Raw genomic sequence first — 15969 nt, 5'->3', positions numbered from 1 at the left:
GAATCTTCCGCGCCTTCGGTGCCGTCGGAACCTCTCCGTGGCGCCGCCATCGCACCAACCAGGGGGATGTACATGCATGCTGAGCGACGTGGCGCCCGGCGGCCGGGGCTGGCGCCCGCCGCCGGCCGACCGGGCATCTGGACGGCCGGACCGGACACGGGCATCCCCCTGGTCCTCGTGCACGGCATCCGGGTCTCCGCCCGTATGTGGGACCCGCACGCCCGCCGGCTGACCCCGCGCTTCCGGGTCACGGCCCCCGACCTCCCGGGCCACGGCAGCCGGCACGACCAGCCCTTCTCCTTGGCGGAGGCGGTCGCCGGAGTCGACCTCGCCGTCGAGGAGGCGATGCTGGCCACCGGCCGTCCGCCCCTGGTCGTGGGCGCCTCCCTCGGCGGATACGTCGCCCTCGCCTACGGCGCCGCCCACTCCGGCCGCGCCGCCGCGCTCCTGGTGCAGGGGTCGACCGCCCGGCCCGACCGCTTCGTCGGCCGGATCTACCGCACCGCCGCACGGGCGATCCGGGCACTCGGCCCGGCTCGCGCCGCCCGCCTCAACGAACGGGCGCTCAAGAAGGCTCTGCCCGCCGAGAGTTACGAGGCCATCATGGCCGGCGGCCTTTCGATGCACGCCTTCGCCGAGGCCGTCGAAGACCTCACGCGACACGACTTCCTCGACGTGGCGGCCCGCACCCGGCTGCCCGTCCTGTTCGTCAACGGCCGGAGCGACCGGCTCTTTCGCTCCCAGGAGATGAGGTTCGTCGACGCCGTCCGCTCCACCGGCGGATACGCGAGGCTGTTCCACGTCCCCGGCTCGCACGACATGTCGATCAGCGACCCGACCGCGTTCACCCGCGTCGTGGAACGCGGCTACGCGCTCCTGTCGGACGCCCGGCCCGACGTCTTCTGCCCACCACGGGAGACGCCGTGACCGCCTGGATCCAGGAATGGACCCCACCCCGCCCCGAGGGCACGGCCACCGTCCGCGTGCTGTGTCTGCCCTACGCCGGCGGGGGCGCCATCCGCTACCGGGCCTGGGCCGCCGCGATGCCGCCCGGGGCCGAACTCCACGCGGTGGAACTCCCCGGCCACGGACGCCGGTTGCCCGAATCCCCCGCCGCCGGCCTCACCGGGATCATCGAGGCCCTGACCCCGCTCGCGGCCCGACCCGGCCCCCCGCTCGTCCTGTTCGGACACAGCATGGGCGCCCTGCTCGCCCACGAACTGTGCCGCGCCCTGCTCGCGTACGACGTCACTCCCGCGGCGCTCGTGCTCAGCGGCATGTCCCCCGCGCACCTCGTCGACCGCTCCGCCCAGCGGGCCCTCGCCGAGGACCCGGACGCCCTGCTGCACCACGTACGGGAACTGGGCGCGACCCCGCCGGAGGTCCTGGACACGCCCGCGCTGCGGGAACTCGTCCTGCGCACCATGCGCGCCGACCTCCGTCTCCTCGCGTCCTTCCCGGATGCCTCCCCCGCCGATCCCCTTCCGGCCGGCGTTCCCGTCACCGCGCTGAGCGGGCAGGACGACGGGCGCTATCCCCCGCACACCGTCGCCGCCTGGGCGGCGTTCGCCGAACGCTGGGAAGGGACGCACATCCTGCCCGGCGGTCACTTCTTCCCCTGGCAGGACGACACCGTCCCCCGCCTCCTCGCCTCCCTCGCACACACCATCGCGTCCACGGCCCGGCCCGCGTCACGCCCCACCGTGGCCGCGTCGCGCCCCGCCGTGAAGGAGAACCCCCATGACCACCGCTCGCGCTGACCGGGCGCAGGCACAGTTCACCTCCCTCGACCCGGTGAACGCGGAGCCTGTCGCGACCTTCCCCGCCGAGGACGAGGCAGCCGTACGGGCCAAGGTCGCCCGCGCCCGCGAGGCCGCCGCCTGGTGGGACGGGCTCGGCCACGACGGCCGCCGCACCCGGCTGCTGGCCTGGAAGCGGATCATGACCCGCCGCCGGGCGGAGATCATCGACCTGCTCCGCAGGGAGAACGGCAAAGTACGGGCCGACGCCGTCATCGAGCTCTCCGTCACCCTCACCCACCTCGACTGGGCGGCCCGGCACGCCCACCGGGTGCTGCGCCGCAGGTCGATGCCCTCCGGGCCGCTCATGTTCAACCAGGCCAGCACCCTGGAGTACAAGCCGTACGGGGTGATCGGCGTCATCGGGCCCTGGAACTACCCGGTGTTCACCCCCATGGGTTCCGTCGCCTACGCCCTGGCCGCCGGCAACGCCGTCGTCTTCAAGCCCAGCGAGTACACCCCGGCCTGCGGGAAGTGGCTCGTCGACACCTTCGCCGAGGCGGTCCCCGAACACCCGGTCCTCCAGCTCGTCACCGGGGCCGGCCCCACCGGCGCCGCGCTGTGCGACTCCGGGGTGGACAAGATCGCCTTCACCGGATCCCGGGCCACCGGGTCCCGCATCCTCGCCGCCTGCGCCCCGAGGCTCACCCCGGTACTCCTCGAACTCGGCGGGAAGGACGCCCTCGTCGTCGCCGAGGACGCCGATGTCGACGCCGCCGTCGAGGCCGCCCTGTGGGGCGGCTGCGCCAACGCCGGCCAGTCCTGCACCGGCATCGAACGCGTCTACGTCGCCGACGCCGTCCACGAACGCTTCGAGACCCGGCTGACCGAACGGGCCCGGCAGATCCGCGCCCGCGAGGACTTCGGCCCCATCACCATGCCGGGGCAGCTCGACATCATCCGCCGGCACGTGGACGACGCCCTCGCCCGCGGCGGCCGCGCCCTCGTCGGCGGCCCCGAGTCCATCAGCCCGCCGTACGTGCTCGGCCCCATCGTCCTCGCCGACGTCCCGGAGGACTCCGCCGCCCTGCGCGAGGAGACCTTCGGCCCCGTCCTGATCGTCAACCGGGTCCGCGACGCCCAGGAAGGCGTACGCCGCGCCAACGCCTCGGAGTTCGGGCTCGGCGCGTCCCTCTTCGCCCGCCGCGGCGCCACCGCCCTGGCCCGCTCCCTGCGCTCGGGGATGGTCAGCGTCAACGATGTGATGGCCTTCCCCGGAGTGCCGTCGCTGCCGTTCGGCGGAGTCGGCGCCTCGGGCCACGGCCGCATCCACGGAGCCGACGGACTCAAGGAGTTCGCCGTGGCGCACGCCGTGACCCGCCGCCGGTTCGCCGCGCCGCTCGCCGTCTCGACGTACGCCCGGGGCGCCAAGGACATCGCCCGCCTGGAACGCGTGGTCCGGTTCCTCGGATCGCGCTGACCCACAGGCCAGACCACAGAACCAGCCAGGCAGAAGAGAGAAGCATGTCCAACAGAGCCACCAGGCGGCTGTCACTCGGAGTACGGCTGCACGGAGCAGAGGAACGGGTCTCGGGGCTGCCGCTGCTGCCCGCGCCACCCGACCCGCACGACTATCCGTTCCACGAGTTCCTGGTGATGGAGCTGGAACGGGGCCGGCTGGACGCCCTGCTCGTCCCGCGACTGCTCACCGCGCCGCCCGGCGCGGGGAACGTCGCACCCGGACCCGTGTTCGAGGCCGCCACGCTGCTCGCGGGCTTCGCCGGCGCCGCCGACGGGATCGGCGTCGTCGCGACGGCCCCCGCGCTCGGCGGCCACGCCGGAGCGATCGCCCACCGGCTCGCCTCCCTCGACGTGCTGTCCTCGGGCCGGAGCGGCTGGCAGCCGGAGCTGTCCGAGAACGGGGACCTGGCCGGGAACGGTGACGACGAGGCCGGCAACGGTGACGACGAACCGCGCCGCGCCCACGCGGCCGAACTCCTCGCCGAGATCGAGCGCCTCTGGAGCGCCGGGAACCAGGGCGCGCCCGACGCGCCACCGCCGCTCCCGCAGGGCCGCCCCGTCCTCTTCCTCACCGCCGACACCCCCGCCGAACGCGCCCTGGCCGCCCGCCACGCCGACGTGGTCCTGGCCGCCCGGCGCCCCCTGGAGCAGGCCCGGTCCTGGTACGCGGAGACCAAGACGCGGGCCGCGACCCACGGCCGGCCCCCCGAGGACCTGCTGATCTGGACGGAACTCACCCCCCTCGTGGTGAGCGACGCCCACCAGGCCCACGCGCCGCGCACCGACGACGTCCTCGCCGGCACCCCCGGGCAGATCGCCGACCACATCGAGGAACGGTTCGAACAGCGGGCCTGCGACGGGTTCACCCTCTCCTTCCCCTCCCTCCCGGGCCCGCTGGTCGACTTCGTCGACCACGTGATCCCCGAGCTGTGGCGGCGCGGCCTGTTCCCCAACGACTACGAGCACCCGACGCTGCGCGAGAACCTCGGCCTGCGTCACCACGCCATCCCCACGGGAGCCATCCATGCCTGAGCCGAGGACGCCCCGCGGCCCCCTGCTCTTCGCCGCTCTGCCCGCCGTACGCCCCCGCCGCGACGCCGTGCCGTGGCCGCGTCTCCTCGTGCAAGCGGCCCGCACCGCGGAGCGGGCGGGAATCGACGCGCTCGTCGTCGAGTCCTGCGCCGCGCTCTCCGAGCCGGCCCTCGAACCCGTCGTCGTGCTCGCGAGCCTCGCCCCGCGCACCTACCGCATCGGCCTCGTCGCGGAGCTTCCCGCCACCCGGCCCCTGCCGGAGGGGACCGCCCGGGAACTGGCGTCCCTCGACGCCATGAGCGAGGGCCGGGCGGGCTGCCTCCTGCCGGAAGGCGCCGCCGGCCCGTCCTGGCACGGCCCGTCCTGGCGCGGACCGCGCCCGGTCGTCCTGACGTCCTCGGCCGCCGGCCACACCGTCACCGGCCCCGGGCTGTCGCTCGACGTCCTCACCCCGGTCCCCGGCGAAACGGTCACCGACCAGGTCGCGACCGCGCTCGCCCGTACCCGTACCGACGGACTGTTCCTCCGCTTCCCCGACGGGCCCGAGGCACTCCTCCGCTTCTCCGTGGAGAGCCTTCCCCTCCTGCGGGAACGCGGCCTGCTGCCCGCCGCGCGACTCAGCCCCCTCGGGCTGCGCGAACGGCTGACCGTCGCGGCCTGAACCGGCCCACCCCGCCCCCCTACCCTCCCGAACACCGAAAGGCGGCCCCCGTGCGGGCAACGACCCTGTGGAGACAACCTCGCGCCTGGATGGCGGTGATCGTCGGCGGCCTGCTGGCGTCGCTGATCACCCTGGCCTACATCGGCCCGGCGGCCGATCCGCAGGCGCACCTGCGCGACCTCCCCCTCGTCCTCGTCAACGCGGACGAGGGCGCCGGCGCGGGCGGCTCCACCGTCCGGCTCGGCACCGACCTCGGCACCCGCGTCCAAGCGGCCGCGCGGGAGGACGGCCGGATCGCCTGGACGCTCGTCGACTCGCTGCCCGCCGCCCGCGGACTGCTCGAACGCGGCGAGGCGTCCGGCGCACTCGTCATCCCGCCGGACTTCACCCGGAAGTCCCTGTCGCTCGCGACCCCCGGCGCCCGCCCCGAACGGCCCACGATGACGGTCCTCACCAACGAGGGCGCCGGAAGCGTGGCCTCCTCGATGGCGGAGAAAGCCGCCCGCCAGACCGCCGGCCAGGCGTCCGAGGCGCTGGGCGCGCAGCTCATCGCCCGCGCCGGCGCCACCCGTCTCGGCGCCGACCGTCTCCTCCTGCTCCAGGACCCGGTCCGTACGGCGACCAAGCCCGGACTGCCGACTTCCGGCGCCACGGCCGGCGGGGCCATGACCCTGTATCTGACGATCGCCCTGCTGCTGGCCGGACTGCTGCCCGCGGTCCTCCTCACCATGACGGTCGACGCCTCCCTCGGATACTCCCCGCTGGAGATGGGCCCGCGCCGCAGCGTGCGGCCCGTCGTCCGGATCGCCCGTACGTCGACGTTCGTGGCGAAGGCGGGCATCGGCGCGGTGACCGGCTTCGCGGCCGGCAGCGCGGTGATCGCCGTCGCCCTGTGGGGCCTGGACGTCGAGCCCGACCGGCCCGCGCAGCTGTGGCTGTTCGCCGGTCTGAGCTGCACGGCGGTCACCCTGCTGACGCTGGCGCTGTTCGCGGTCTTCGGCATGGCGGGCCAGATCGTCGCCCTGCTGATGGTGACCCTGGTCGGCATCCCGCTCTCCGGCGGAACGATCCCCGTACAGGCCCAGCCGGGCTTCGCGGCGGCGGTGGGCGACTTCCTCCCGGCCCGGCATGTCGCGGAGGGCGTCCGCTCCCTGCTCTTCTTCGACGGACTCGGCCCGAACCTCTCGCGGGCGTGGCTGGTCATGGGCGCCTACGCGATCGTGGCGTTCCTCGTCGGTCTTGTGGTCGCCCGGCTCTACGACCACCGCGGCTTCGACCGCGCGACAGCCGCGGAACTCGCCCGCCACCCCCAGCCGGCGGTGACCGCCACCGCCTGACCCGTGCCGCCGGGCCGCCACCCCCACCGCCCGGCCGGCACCCGCCGACGGCTTGAGGTCTCCTCCCCCCGGGGCCTCAAGCCGTCCCCGCGGCAGCGTCAACCAACGGTTGACACCCCTCGCCTGTCAACCTAGGGTTGCCCTCATGACGAATCCACTCGGCATGACCAACCCCGTGCGACTGGACGACCTGATCGACGCGATCAAGAAGACGCACCCGGGCGACGCTCTGGACCAACTGTCCGACGCTGTCATCGCGGCCGATCACCTCGGCGAGATCGCCGACCACCTCATCGGGCACTTCGTCGACCAGGCCCGCCGCGCCGGGGCCTCCTGGAGCGACATCGGCAAGAGCATGGGCGTCACCCGGCAGGCCGTCCAGAAGCGGTTCGTCCCCAAGGACGACACGGCCGGCGACGCGGCGAAGATGGACCCGAACGCCGGGTTCAGCCGCTTCACACCCCGCGCCCGCAACGTCGTGATGGCCGCGCAGAACGAGGCCACCGCCGCCCGCAACGACAAGATGACCCCCGCCCACCTCGCGCTCGGCCTGCTCGCCGAGCCGCAGGGGCTCGCGCTCCACTGGGCCGGCACCCAGGGCGTCACCCCGGAACGGATCCGCGAGGCGGTCACCCCGCACCTCCCGGCCGCCGCCGAGGAGGTGCCCGCGCTCATCCCCTACGACGCGGACGCCAAGAAGGTCCTGGAACTCACCTTCCGCGAGGCCCTGCGCCTCGGCCACAACTACGTCGGCACCGAGCACATCCTGCTCGCGCTGATGGAGTTCGAGGACGGCAAGGGTCCGCTCGCGGACCTCGGCCTCGACAAGGCGCGGGCCGAGCAGCAGATCGCCGAGGCCGTCGCCGCGCTGCACATCGAGGAACCGCCGGCGGAGTCCTGACCGCCTGGCCCGGCGGGCCGGGTACGGGAGTCGGTACGGGTACGTGTGCGGGGGCGGGAGCGGTACGGGTACGGGGGTAGGGATGGGGGCGGTACGGGTACGGGGGCGCGCCTCGCACCCGTACCGCTCACGCCCCGTGGTTCACGCCGTGCGCGCCCGGCGCGCGACGACCGCGCGCAGCACCCGGCCGCCCTCGGCGGACAGCTCGCGCGCCCGGCGCAGACCGGTCGGCCCGTGCGCCGTCGACTCCAGGACGGCCTGCTGGCGCCGGAGTTCGCCCGCGCGGAGCAGGCCGATGCCCGGCTTCGCGTCGTAGTGCTCGTGTACGGCGAGCGCGGCGTCCGAGCACTCCCCGGCCCACGTCCGCAGCGGGCCCTCGGCCCAGTCGGCGGGCGCCCCGGCCAGCATCCCGCGCACCAGCGCCTCGGCTGTCCCGCCCGCGCCGCCGTCGCCCAGTTCGGCCCGCACCTTGGCGAGGGCCGTCCCCCAGGCCGCGCCGTCCCCGCGCGCGACGGCGGCCCACACCGGTCGCAGCACCTCGGTGGCCCGTTCGGCGGGCGCGAGCAGCGGCAGACACCGGTCCAGACAGGCGAGCCCGGCGGCGGCGAGCCCGCGCGCGTCGGCCCGGCCGATCAGTTCCGCCAGACCCGTACCGATGGGCGCGCCCAAAGGCGTGCCCACAGGGGACATGCCCCCGGCAGTGCTCGTGACCGTGCTCGTCGCGGACGTCATGGACGCCTCCTCGCCACCGATGCGGACGCAGCGTTCCCCACGACGCCTGGTGGCGTGTTTTCGTCGCTACGCGGCCGGAATCATGCCATTGGCCTTCGCGTTCTGCATAGAGGTCACCCGGCGCACGAAGAGAATCGCGAAAACAGCGGCGGCGATGTCGAGTCCGGTGCCCGCGAGGGACCACCACGTCGCCGTCAGCGCTTCGTCGACCGTCTCCGCCCACTCCTCCAGTCGGCCGGAGAGCCGGGCCGCGAGGTTGCTCGCGACCCACAGCGCCCACCAGACGTTGACGACCGTCAGCTCACCGGAGCGGTCGGCCGCATACGGCTCCGGACGGCTGGACCGCCAGATGTCGGCGGCGATCCCGCGCGGGATCCAGAACCAGACCAACGGCACGAACCAGCCGCCGATCGCCCAGCCGGCGCCCCGGCTCTGCAGATCCGGGGCCCACACCCCGGCGTTCAGCCGCGTCCGGTGGAACCAGACGATGAAGACGACGATGGTCGCCAGGAACAGCAGGATGGCCAGACCGTAGACTGGAAGCATCAGGCCGATCTCGGCGGCCGCCTCGAACGGATCGTCGGGGGCCCCGGCCGCCGTGTAGTCGAGGCTCAGGGTGTAGAGGTCGACCGCGGCGAGCGGTAGGTCCACGGCGATGTTCGCCGCGAGCAGGAAGACGAGCGCACGGGCAAGCCCGTTCGGATCGCGAAGCATGAGCATGGAAACGGATCCCCCCAGGGATTCACGGCGCCCCTCCCCAGAAGCGCCGGCGCGGCCGTCCGGCCGCCGCGGTTGACGGACCGTACGTCAAACGGACCATTCCCGTCCACGGAAATCCGCCGGGCGGCCGCCCGCCCCGACCACCTCGGCCGCCCCGACTGCCCGCCCCGCCGGCCACGCCGCCCGCGCCCGCACCCCCGGGGCTACCGCACCCGCACCGCCAGCCCCCTGAACTCCTGCCAGCTCGCCGTCGGCTTCCGCGCGTCCCACAGCTTCTGCGCCGTCGCCGTCACCGGCATCCGGATCCCGTCCGCCACCTGGGCCTCGGTCTGCGAACCGGCCAGGTCGCACCAGACGGCGAAGCTGCCGCCGAGGATCCGCGGGTCGTAGCGGGCCGGGACGGGGGTGGTGCCGCGCAGGACGAGCGGGGTCCACTCCTCGTAGATCCGGCGGCCGGTGGGATAGACAAAGGTGTTCGGCTGGCCGAGTACGTAATAGAGGTACTCGTCGTTGTAATTGAGCATCGTCCGGCCCTCGCTCAGATACGACGTCGGGGTCCGGGCGCCGATCTCCTTGCCGGTCCAGTACGCGACCTGGAGGTCCTTGTCCGCCACGACGACACCTCCGGTGAAGAAGCCGTCGTTCCAGGCGCGCAGGGTGCGGCCGGACGGGCGGACGGTGGCCGCGCGGTCGTTGAGCCAGCCGGTGGTGAGGTCCTTGACCCGGGCCCCGGCGCCGAAGCGGGCGACCGCGGCGCGGGCCAGCTGCGGATAGGTGGCCTCCGGGTTGCTCACCATCAGGGCCACGTACTCGTCGCCGCCCAGATGCCAGTACGAGCCGGGGAACAGCCCCATGTACTCGCGCAGCAGCTCGTCCACGATCTTCGCCGAGGCGGGCTTGGAGATGTCCACGGCCCCGCGCGGCGCCTTGCCGCCCGCGCTGACCAGCTGGAGGTCCGGGTGGGCCGCGATGACCGCGCCGAGGTGTCCGGGCGAGTCGATCTCGGGGACGACCTGGATGTGCAGGCTGTTCGCAAGGGCGACGATCCGCCGCACCTCCGCCTTGCTCAGGTGCTGGGCGGAGACGATCTCGGGGTGGCTGTCCGAGGCGATCCGGAAGCCCTGGTCGTCGGAGAAGTGCAGACCCAGCTGGTTGAGCTTGAGGTCGGCCATCTCGCGCAGCCGGGCCTCGATCCAGCCGGCGCTGAAGTACTTGCGGGCGATGTCGACCATCAGGCCGCGCTGGGGCTTGGCGGGCGCGTCGGTGACCGTGCCCTCGGGTATCGCGCCGGTGGACCTGACGGACTGCTTGAGAGTTCGGGTGCCGTAGAAGACGCCCGCCTCGCCGGGGCCGGTGATCCGGACGCCGCCATCCTGGACGGCGAGGGTGTACGACTCGGCGCCGCCGGAGCCGCCGAGCGCGAGGCTGACGTCACCGGGGCGGGCGGCGGCGGCGCCCCGGTACGGAATGGCCAGTTCGCCCGCTATCAGCCGGGCCTCGTCGGCCAGGGCCGCCTCGTCCTTGGCGGCGACGACCACGCCGGTGCCGGGGCCGGGTTTCCAGCCGGGGCCCCGGGCGGCCTCGTGGCGGCCGACGGCGGGGATGACCCGGGGCGCCGTGGACAGCGGATACGTCCGGGTCGGGGTCGGCGTGGGGGTCGGGCTCGGGCTCGCCGGGGCCGTCGCGGTGGGCGCCCCGGTCGCGGGGGCCGGGCCGGTGCCGGTGGGCGGCTGCCCGGAGGAGGAACCGCTGGAACAGGCGGTCAGGGTGGCCAGTGCCACCGCCGCCGCCATCAGTACGGGGCCCCGACGGGGCTCTCGTATGGAGTACCGCATCACCCGGAATCCTCCCTCACAGCGCGAAACCGCATCTTCTCGGCCTTTCGGTCTACCGAGGCGGCGAAACCCACTCGTCTTGATGAAATTCGCGCATCCGTCGGACGCCTCCCCCGTCCCGCCGATAGCGTGACGTCACACCCACACCTCGGCCACCACCCTTTTCACTTCCTTCGCACCATCCCCCCTTCTCACGCTTCTCGCATGTCCCGCACCTCGCACGCCCCTCTCGCGCTCCCGCGCGTACGGGCCCGCACCTCGTCCACGCGTCACCGGCCCACCTCGTCGCCCGCACTCGTACCCGCGCCACGCGCGCGTACCCGTGAACCCGCGCCCGCCCCGCCCTCTTCCCGCCGCCACGCGCGCGGGGACGCGCCCACGGGGCCGCGCCCACGAAAAGGCAGGACCGCGGGTCCACCGTACGGGTGGGACCGTGAGGGACGTGCCCGCACCCACCCGGGTGTCACGTCCCAGCCGCCTTCGCTCCCGGAGTCCCCCTGACCAGCCACATCCCCGCCCGCACCGCCCGCACCGCCGGATCCTCCGGCTCCGCCACCCGCACCGCCCCCTGCCGGATCCTGGCGCCCGCCGCCGTGTCCGCCGAGCCCGGCGCCGGACGGCACCCGCACGGCCTCGCCCGCTTCAACGCGGCCCCGCCCGCCGCCGTCACGACCCTGCTGCTCGGTTGCTGCGGCAGCCATCGCTGGGCCGAACGAGTGAGCGCGCACCGCCCGTACCCGACCGTCGACTCCCTCCTCGCCGCCGCCGACGAGGCCGGATACGACCTGTCGGGCCCCGAGCTGGACGCGGCCCTCGCCCGCGAGACCGCCGCCCCGGCGCCCCCGGACGCGCCGCCCGCGGCCCGTACCGCGCTGGACGCCGGCCTCGCCGCGTACCAGGGCCGGTTCGGTCACGCCTTCGTGATCAGCCTGGACACAGTGGCCCCGGCCGAACGGCTGGACCGGATTCTCGCGGCCATCCGGTCACGTCTCGGCAACGAAAAGGAGGAGGAACGGGTCGTCGCCGCCGATGAACTGCGGCGACTCGCCCGCACTCGGATCAAGTGTTCGATTTATGCGGGCCCTGTTCGCCCGGAATGCGGCGAATAGGGGTGTGACGATAGGCCGAACGTGCCTGTTTGATCACACCTATGGACCCCGCGCGAGCGAACCGACAAGTCGTCGCTACGATGACCGGGGCCGGTGGACCGTACCCGGCCGGGCCAGACCGACAGAAAGCCGGCCGGCCCCGATCCCCGCTCCCGGAGGGTTTTTCCGTGCCGGCTGGAACGCTGTACCGCGGCCGGGAAGGAATGTGGTCCTGGGTGGCTCATCGAGTCACCGGCGTCCTCATCTTCTTCTTCCTGTTCGTCCACGTGCTGGACACCGCTCTCGTCCGCGTCTCTCCCGAGGCCTACGACAACGTCGTGGCGACCTACAAGACGCCGATCGTCGCACTCCTCGAGTACGGCCTGGTCGCCGCCATCCTTTTCCACGCGCTCAACGGCCTTCGCGTCATCGCCGTGGACTTCTGGTCCAAGGGCCCGCGCTACCAGAAGCAGATGCTCTGGACCGTCGTGGGCATCTGGGTCGTGCTGATGGCGGGCTCGCTGTACCCCGTCCTCGGCCACGCCGCACGTGAACTGTTCGGGAGCTGACGCCAGACATGTCCACTGAGACCTCCACCGCGATCGGCCCCGTCGAGGGCGGCGCGCGTTACGACGTCGACAACCCGGCGCCGTTCATCGAGGCCCCCCGCAAGCGCACGGGCAAGACCCCGCGTGCCACCCGCGGCAACTTCGAGATGGCCGCGTGGCTCTTCATGCGCCTCTCCGGCGTGGTCCTCGTCGTCCTCGTCCTCGGCCACCTGCTGATCCAGCTCTTCCTGGACGGCGGCGTCTCCAAGATCGGCTTCGCCTTCGTGGCCGGCCGCTGGGCGTCCCCGTTCTGGCAGGTCTGGGACCTGCTGATGCTGTGGCTGGCGATGCTGCACGGCGCAAATGGCCTCCGTACCGTCGTCAACGACTACGCGGAGCGTGCCAACACGCGTCTGTGGCTCAAGGGCCTGCTGTACACCGCCACGGTGTTCACCATCCTTCTGGGCACGCTGGTGATCTTCACCTTCGACCCGAACATCCGCTAGGCACGGGGCTGAGGTAATCCACGTCATGAAGTTCCACAAGTACGACACCGTCATCGTCGGCGCCGGCGGCGCCGGCATGCGCGCCGCCATCGAGGCGACGAAGCGCAGCCGCACCGCCGTGCTGACGAAGCTCTACCCCACCCGCTCCCACACGGGCGCCGCGCAGGGCGGCATGGCCGCCGCGCTGGCGAACGTGGAGGAGGACAACTGGGAGTGGCACACCTTCGACACGATCAAGGGTGGTGACTACCTGGTCGACCAGGACGCCGCCGAGATCCTCGCGAAGGAGGCCATCGACGCCGTTCTCGACCTCGAGAAGATGGGTCTGCCGTTCAACCGGACCCCCGCGGGCGAGATCGACCAGCGCCGCTTCGGCGGTCACTCCCGCAACCACGGCGAGGCCCCGGTCCGCCGTGCGTGCTACGCCGCCGACCGCACCGGTCACATGATCCTCCAGACGCTGTACCAGAACTGCGTCAAGGAGGGCGTGGAGTTCTTCAACGAGTTCTACGTCCTGGACCAGCTGATCACCGAGGTCGACGGCGTCCGTACGTCGGCCGGTGTCGTCGCCTACGAGCTGGCCACCGGCGAGATCCACGTCTTCCAGGCGAAGTCCGTGGTCTACGCGTCCGGCGGCACCGGCAAGTTCTTCAAGGTGACGTCCAACGCGCACACCCTGACCGGTGACGGCCAGGCCGCCTGCTACCGCCGTGGTCTGCCGCTGGAGGACATGGAGTTCTTCCAGTTCCACCCGACGGGCATCTGGCGCATGGGCATCCTGCTCACGGAGGGCGCCCGCGGTGAGGGCGGCATCCTGCGCAACAAGGACGGCGAGCGCTTCATGGAGAAGTACGCGCCGGTCATGAAGGACCTCGCGTCCCGTGACGTCGTCTCCCGCTCCATCTACACGGAGATCCGCGAAGGCCGCGGCTGCGGTCCCGAGGGCGACCACGTCTACCTGGACCTGACGCACCTCCCGCCGGAGCAGCTCGACGCCAAGCTCCCGGACATCACCGAGTTCGCCCGTACGTACCTCGGCATCGAGCCGTACACGGACCCGATCCCGATCCAGCCCACCGCGCACTACGCCATGGGCGGCATCCCGACCAACGTCGAGGGTGAGGTCCTGGCGGACAACACCACCGTCGTCCCGGGTCTGTACGCGGCCGGCGAGGTCGCCTGCGTGTCGGTGCACGGCGCCAACCGCCTCGGCACCAACTCGCTGCTCGACATCAACGTCTTCGGCCGTCGCGCGGGCATCGCCGCCGCCGAGTACTCCCACAAGGCCGACTTCGTCGAGCTGCCGGAGAACCCGGAGTCCATGGTCGTCGCGCAGATCGAGAACCTGCGCAACTCCACCGGCACCGAGCGGGTCGCCGAGCTGCGCCGCGAGCTGCAGGAGACGATGGACGCCAACGTGATGGTGTTCCGTACCGAGCAGACCATCAAGGCCGCCGTCGACAAGGTCGCGGAGCTGCGCGAGCGCTACAAGAACGTGTCCATCCAGGACAAGGGCAAGCGCTTCAACACCGACCTCCTGGAGGCCATCGAGCTGGGCAACCTGCTCGAACTGGCCGAGGTCATGGCCGTCTCGGCCCTGGCGCGCAAGGAGTCCCGCGGCGGTCACTACCGCGAGGACTACCCGAACCGCGACGACGTCAACTTCATGCGCCACACCATGGCGTACCGCGAGGTCGGCGACGACGGCTCCGAGACCGTCCGTCTCGACTACAAGCCGGTCGTCCAGACCCGCTACCAGCCGATGGAGCGTAAGTACTGATGGCTACTCCCGTACTGGACAAGGTGGAGAAGGACGCCGCCGCGTCCCCCTACATCACGGTCACCTTCCGCATCCGCCGCTTCAACCCCGAGGTGTCGGACGCGGCGGTCTGGGAGGACTTCCAGATCGACCTGGACCCGAAGGAGCGTGTGCTCGACGGTCTCCACAAGATCAAGTGGGACCTGGACGGCACGCTCACCTTCCGGCGCTCCTGCGCCCACGGCATCTGCGGCTCGGACGCGATGCGGATCAACGGCAAGAACAGGCTCGCCTGCAAGACGCTGATCAAGGACATCAACCCCGAGAAGCCGATCACCGTCGAGCCCATCAAGGGCCTCACGGTGCTCAAGGACCTCGTGGTCGACATGGAGCCCTTCTTCCAGGCGTACCGCGACGTCATGCCGTTCCTCATCACCAAGGGCAACGAGCCGACGCGCGAGCGTCTGCAGTCCGCCGAGGACCGCGAGCGCTTCGACGACACCACCAAGTGCATCCTGTGCGCCGCGTGCACGTCGTCCTGCCCGGTCTTCTGGAACGACGGCCAGTACTTCGGTCCGGCCGCGATCGTCAACGCGCACCGCTTCATCTTCGACTCGCGTGACGAGGCGGGCGAGCAGCGCCTGGAGATCCTGAACGACAAGGACGGCGTGTGGCGCTGCCGCACGACGTTCAACTGCACGGACGCCTGCCCGCGTGGCATCGAGGTCACGAAGGCGATCCAGGAAGTCAAGCGCGCGCTGATCACGCGTCGCTTCTGATCTTCCTCGCTGTTCGGCTTTTTTGGCTGTTCGGCTGTTCGGCTGTTCGGCTGTCGGAAGGCCCCGTTTCCCGGGAGGGAAGCGGGGCCTTCCGCGTGTCCGGGGGCCGGGGCGGGGACGGTGGCGGGGCTGGGGGCCCAGGGGCGCCGTCAGCCGTGCCAGGGGTCGAGAGTGCCGGTGTCGCTCTCGGCGGCGACCATGACGCGACGGAGCAGATCGTTGAGGGTGGCGCGTTCCTCGGGGCTGAGGACGCCCAGCAGGCGGTACTCCTCGTGGCCGAGGACGTCCCGCGCGCCGAGCCAGGTCGCGCGGCCGGCCCGGGTGAGTTCGACGACCACACGATGGCGGTCGGCGGCGGACGGGATACGGCGGACGAAGCCGCGTTTCTCCAGGGCGTCGAGGCGGCCGGCGACCGAGGCGGGGGCGAGATCGAGGTCCTGGGCGAGGTCGGAGGGGGCGGCGGTGCCGCCGCGCCCGGCGAGCCTGTGAAGGGTGTCGAACTCGTGGCGTTCCAGCCCGAAGTCGAGCAGGGACTGCTCGCGCACCCGGCGGAGATGGACGGACAGCTTCTTCATCCGGGTGACCGCGCCCTCGACGACCGGGTCGAGCTCGGGCAGTACGGCCTGCCAGCGGGCGACGTGACCGTCGGTCCAGTCCGGTCCGTCCTCGCGCGGTGTCCCGGCCGGTTCCCCGATCGGTGCCATGGGCCGATCGTCACGTCTGCGGCGGGTTTCGGCAACGCGGCCGGGTGACCGGGCCGGGGGCCGGACCGGGGACCGAGCCAGGGACCGAACCGGGTGGCCCGGCCGGC

The 15969-nt window shown here is 72.5% G+C and carries 16 protein-coding genes; 12 read left to right on the top strand and 4 right to left on the bottom strand.

All coding sequences use genetic code 11. The features are described from left to right. Positions 1-72: 72 nt before the first annotated feature. The 7 genes from ACGFRB_RS15605 (at position 73) to ACGFRB_RS15575 (ending at position 7191) form a co-directional block, all read left to right on the top strand. Positions 73-927 carry an alpha/beta fold hydrolase gene (locus ACGFRB_RS15605; protein ID WP_393243356.1) on the top strand — a complete coding sequence of 285 codons (855 nt, stop codon included), beginning with the start codon at positions 73-75 and terminating at the stop codon, positions 925-927. Next, positions 924-1760 (top strand): thioesterase II family protein, encoded by an 837-nt coding sequence (locus ACGFRB_RS15600; RefSeq protein ID WP_393243354.1) that lies wholly within the window; start codon positions 924-926, stop codon positions 1758-1760. The genes ACGFRB_RS15605 and ACGFRB_RS15600 overlap by 4 nt, the downstream gene beginning before the upstream one ends. Beyond that, the gene (locus tag ACGFRB_RS15595) at positions 1741-3219 is read left to right on the top strand and encodes an aldehyde dehydrogenase family protein (RefSeq protein ID WP_393243352.1); all 1479 of its coding nucleotides are present in this window, start codon (positions 1741-1743) and stop codon (positions 3217-3219) included. Before ACGFRB_RS15600 ends, ACGFRB_RS15595 begins: the two co-directional genes overlap by 20 nt. Positions 3220-3263: 44 nt before the next feature. Then, positions 3264-4292, top strand: a complete 1029-nt coding sequence (locus tag ACGFRB_RS15590) for an LLM class flavin-dependent oxidoreductase (RefSeq protein ID WP_393243350.1) — start codon at positions 3264-3266, stop codon at positions 4290-4292. Next, a complete protein-coding gene (locus ACGFRB_RS15585) occupies positions 4285-4953 on the top strand; it encodes an LLM class flavin-dependent oxidoreductase (RefSeq protein ID WP_393243348.1) in 669 nt (222 codons plus the stop codon). The genes ACGFRB_RS15590 and ACGFRB_RS15585 overlap by 8 nt, the downstream gene beginning before the upstream one ends. Before the next feature lie 50 nt (positions 4954-5003). Further along, a complete protein-coding gene (locus ACGFRB_RS15580; protein ID WP_393243346.1) occupies positions 5004-6290 on the top strand; it encodes a YhgE/Pip domain-containing protein in 1287 nt (428 codons plus the stop codon). A 145-nt stretch (positions 6291-6435) separates the two neighbouring features. Continuing rightward, a complete protein-coding gene (locus ACGFRB_RS15575; RefSeq protein ID WP_393243344.1) occupies positions 6436-7191 on the top strand; it encodes a Clp protease N-terminal domain-containing protein in 756 nt (251 codons plus the stop codon). Between the two features lie 141 nt (positions 7192-7332). On the opposite strand, the gene ACGFRB_RS15570 is transcribed toward ACGFRB_RS15575, so the two are convergent. From ACGFRB_RS15570 to ACGFRB_RS15560, 3 genes are all read right to left on the bottom strand, one after another. Then, a complete protein-coding gene (locus tag ACGFRB_RS15570) occupies positions 7333-7923 on the bottom strand; it encodes a hypothetical protein (protein WP_393243342.1) in 591 nt (196 codons plus the stop codon). Positions 7924-7989: 66 nt separating this feature from the next. Then, the gene (locus ACGFRB_RS15565) at positions 7990-8643 is read right to left on the bottom strand and encodes a DUF4328 domain-containing protein (protein ID WP_393243340.1); all 654 of its coding nucleotides are present in this window, start codon (positions 8641-8643) and stop codon (positions 7990-7992) included. 203 nt (positions 8644-8846) lie between these two features. Next, a complete protein-coding gene (locus tag ACGFRB_RS15560; RefSeq protein ID WP_393243338.1) occupies positions 8847-10478 on the bottom strand; it encodes a glycoside hydrolase family 20 protein in 1632 nt (543 codons plus the stop codon). Positions 10479-11071: 593 nt separating this feature from the next. Here ACGFRB_RS15560 and ACGFRB_RS15555 point away from each other — a divergent pair. The 5 genes from ACGFRB_RS15555 to ACGFRB_RS15535 all read left to right on the top strand — a co-directional run bounded on the left by ACGFRB_RS15555 (position 11072) and on the right by ACGFRB_RS15535 (position 15158). After that, positions 11072-11587, top strand: coding sequence for a 2-oxo-4-hydroxy-4-carboxy-5-ureidoimidazoline decarboxylase (locus tag ACGFRB_RS15555; protein WP_393243336.1), 516 nt, complete (start codon positions 11072-11074; stop codon positions 11585-11587). A 167-nt stretch (positions 11588-11754) separates the two neighbouring features. Continuing rightward, positions 11755-12135: a succinate dehydrogenase, cytochrome b556 subunit gene (gene sdhC / locus ACGFRB_RS15550; protein ID WP_361225886.1), complete on the top strand. Its 381-nt coding sequence runs from the start codon at positions 11755-11757 to the stop codon at positions 12133-12135. 8 nt (positions 12136-12143) lie between these two features. Further along, entirely contained in the window at positions 12144-12620 is a 477-nt protein-coding gene (locus tag ACGFRB_RS15545) for a succinate dehydrogenase hydrophobic membrane anchor subunit (RefSeq protein ID WP_363006781.1), read from the top strand. Between the two features lie 25 nt (positions 12621-12645). Continuing rightward, positions 12646-14400, top strand: a complete 1755-nt coding sequence (gene sdhA, locus ACGFRB_RS15540; protein ID WP_363006779.1) for a succinate dehydrogenase flavoprotein subunit — start codon at positions 12646-12648, stop codon at positions 14398-14400. Continuing rightward, complete coding sequence (locus ACGFRB_RS15535; RefSeq protein WP_363006777.1) at positions 14400-15158, top strand: succinate dehydrogenase iron-sulfur subunit; 759 nt, start codon at positions 14400-14402, stop codon at positions 15156-15158. The genes sdhA and ACGFRB_RS15535 overlap by 1 nt, the downstream gene beginning before the upstream one ends. Before the next feature lie 149 nt (positions 15159-15307). On the opposite strand, the gene ACGFRB_RS15530 is transcribed toward ACGFRB_RS15535, so the two are convergent. Continuing rightward, positions 15308-15862 (bottom strand): MarR family transcriptional regulator, encoded by a 555-nt coding sequence (locus tag ACGFRB_RS15530; protein WP_363006775.1) that lies wholly within the window; start codon positions 15860-15862, stop codon positions 15308-15310. Positions 15863-15969: the final 107 nt, after the last annotated feature.

Source organism: Streptomyces sp. NPDC048718 (assembly GCF_043198875.1).
Taxonomy (GTDB): Bacteria; Actinomycetota; Actinomycetes; order Streptomycetales; family Streptomycetaceae; genus Streptomyces.
The sequence above is the reverse complement of the archived record's forward strand: the minus strand, read 5'-3'. Positions and strand labels throughout refer to the sequence as shown.

Bases quoted from the DNA above. Each gene is read 5' to 3' on its own strand.
- ACGFRB_RS15545 (WP_363006781.1), top strand. From the start codon at position 12,144: ATGTCCACTGAGACCTCCACCGCGATCGGCCCCGTCGAGGGCGGCGCG.
- sdhA (WP_363006779.1), top strand. From the start codon at position 12,646: ATGAAGTTCCACAAGTACGACACCGTCATCGTCGGCGCCGGCGGCGCC.
- ACGFRB_RS15530 (WP_363006775.1), bottom strand. From the start codon at position 15,862: ATGGCACCGATCGGGGAACCGGCCGGGACACCGCGCGAGGACGGACCG.
- ACGFRB_RS15570 (WP_393243342.1), bottom strand. From the start codon at position 7,923: ATGACGTCCGCGACGAGCACGGTCACGAGCACTGCCGGGGGCATGTCC.
- ACGFRB_RS15565 (WP_393243340.1), bottom strand. From the start codon at position 8,643: ATGCTCATGCTTCGCGATCCGAACGGGCTTGCCCGTGCGCTCGTCTTC.
- ACGFRB_RS15560 (WP_393243338.1), bottom strand. From the start codon at position 10,478: ATGCGGTACTCCATACGAGAGCCCCGTCGGGGCCCCGTACTGATGGCG.
- ACGFRB_RS15590 (WP_393243350.1), top strand. From the start codon at position 3,264: ATGTCCAACAGAGCCACCAGGCGGCTGTCACTCGGAGTACGGCTGCAC.
- ACGFRB_RS15595 (WP_393243352.1), top strand. From the start codon at position 1,741: ATGACCACCGCTCGCGCTGACCGGGCGCAGGCACAGTTCACCTCCCTC.
- ACGFRB_RS15605 (WP_393243356.1), top strand. From the start codon at position 73: ATGCATGCTGAGCGACGTGGCGCCCGGCGGCCGGGGCTGGCGCCCGCC.
- ACGFRB_RS15585 (WP_393243348.1), top strand. From the start codon at position 4,285: ATGCCTGAGCCGAGGACGCCCCGCGGCCCCCTGCTCTTCGCCGCTCTG.
- ACGFRB_RS15535 (WP_363006777.1), top strand. From the start codon at position 14,400: ATGGCTACTCCCGTACTGGACAAGGTGGAGAAGGACGCCGCCGCGTCC.
- ACGFRB_RS15575 (WP_393243344.1), top strand. From the start codon at position 6,436: ATGACGAATCCACTCGGCATGACCAACCCCGTGCGACTGGACGACCTG.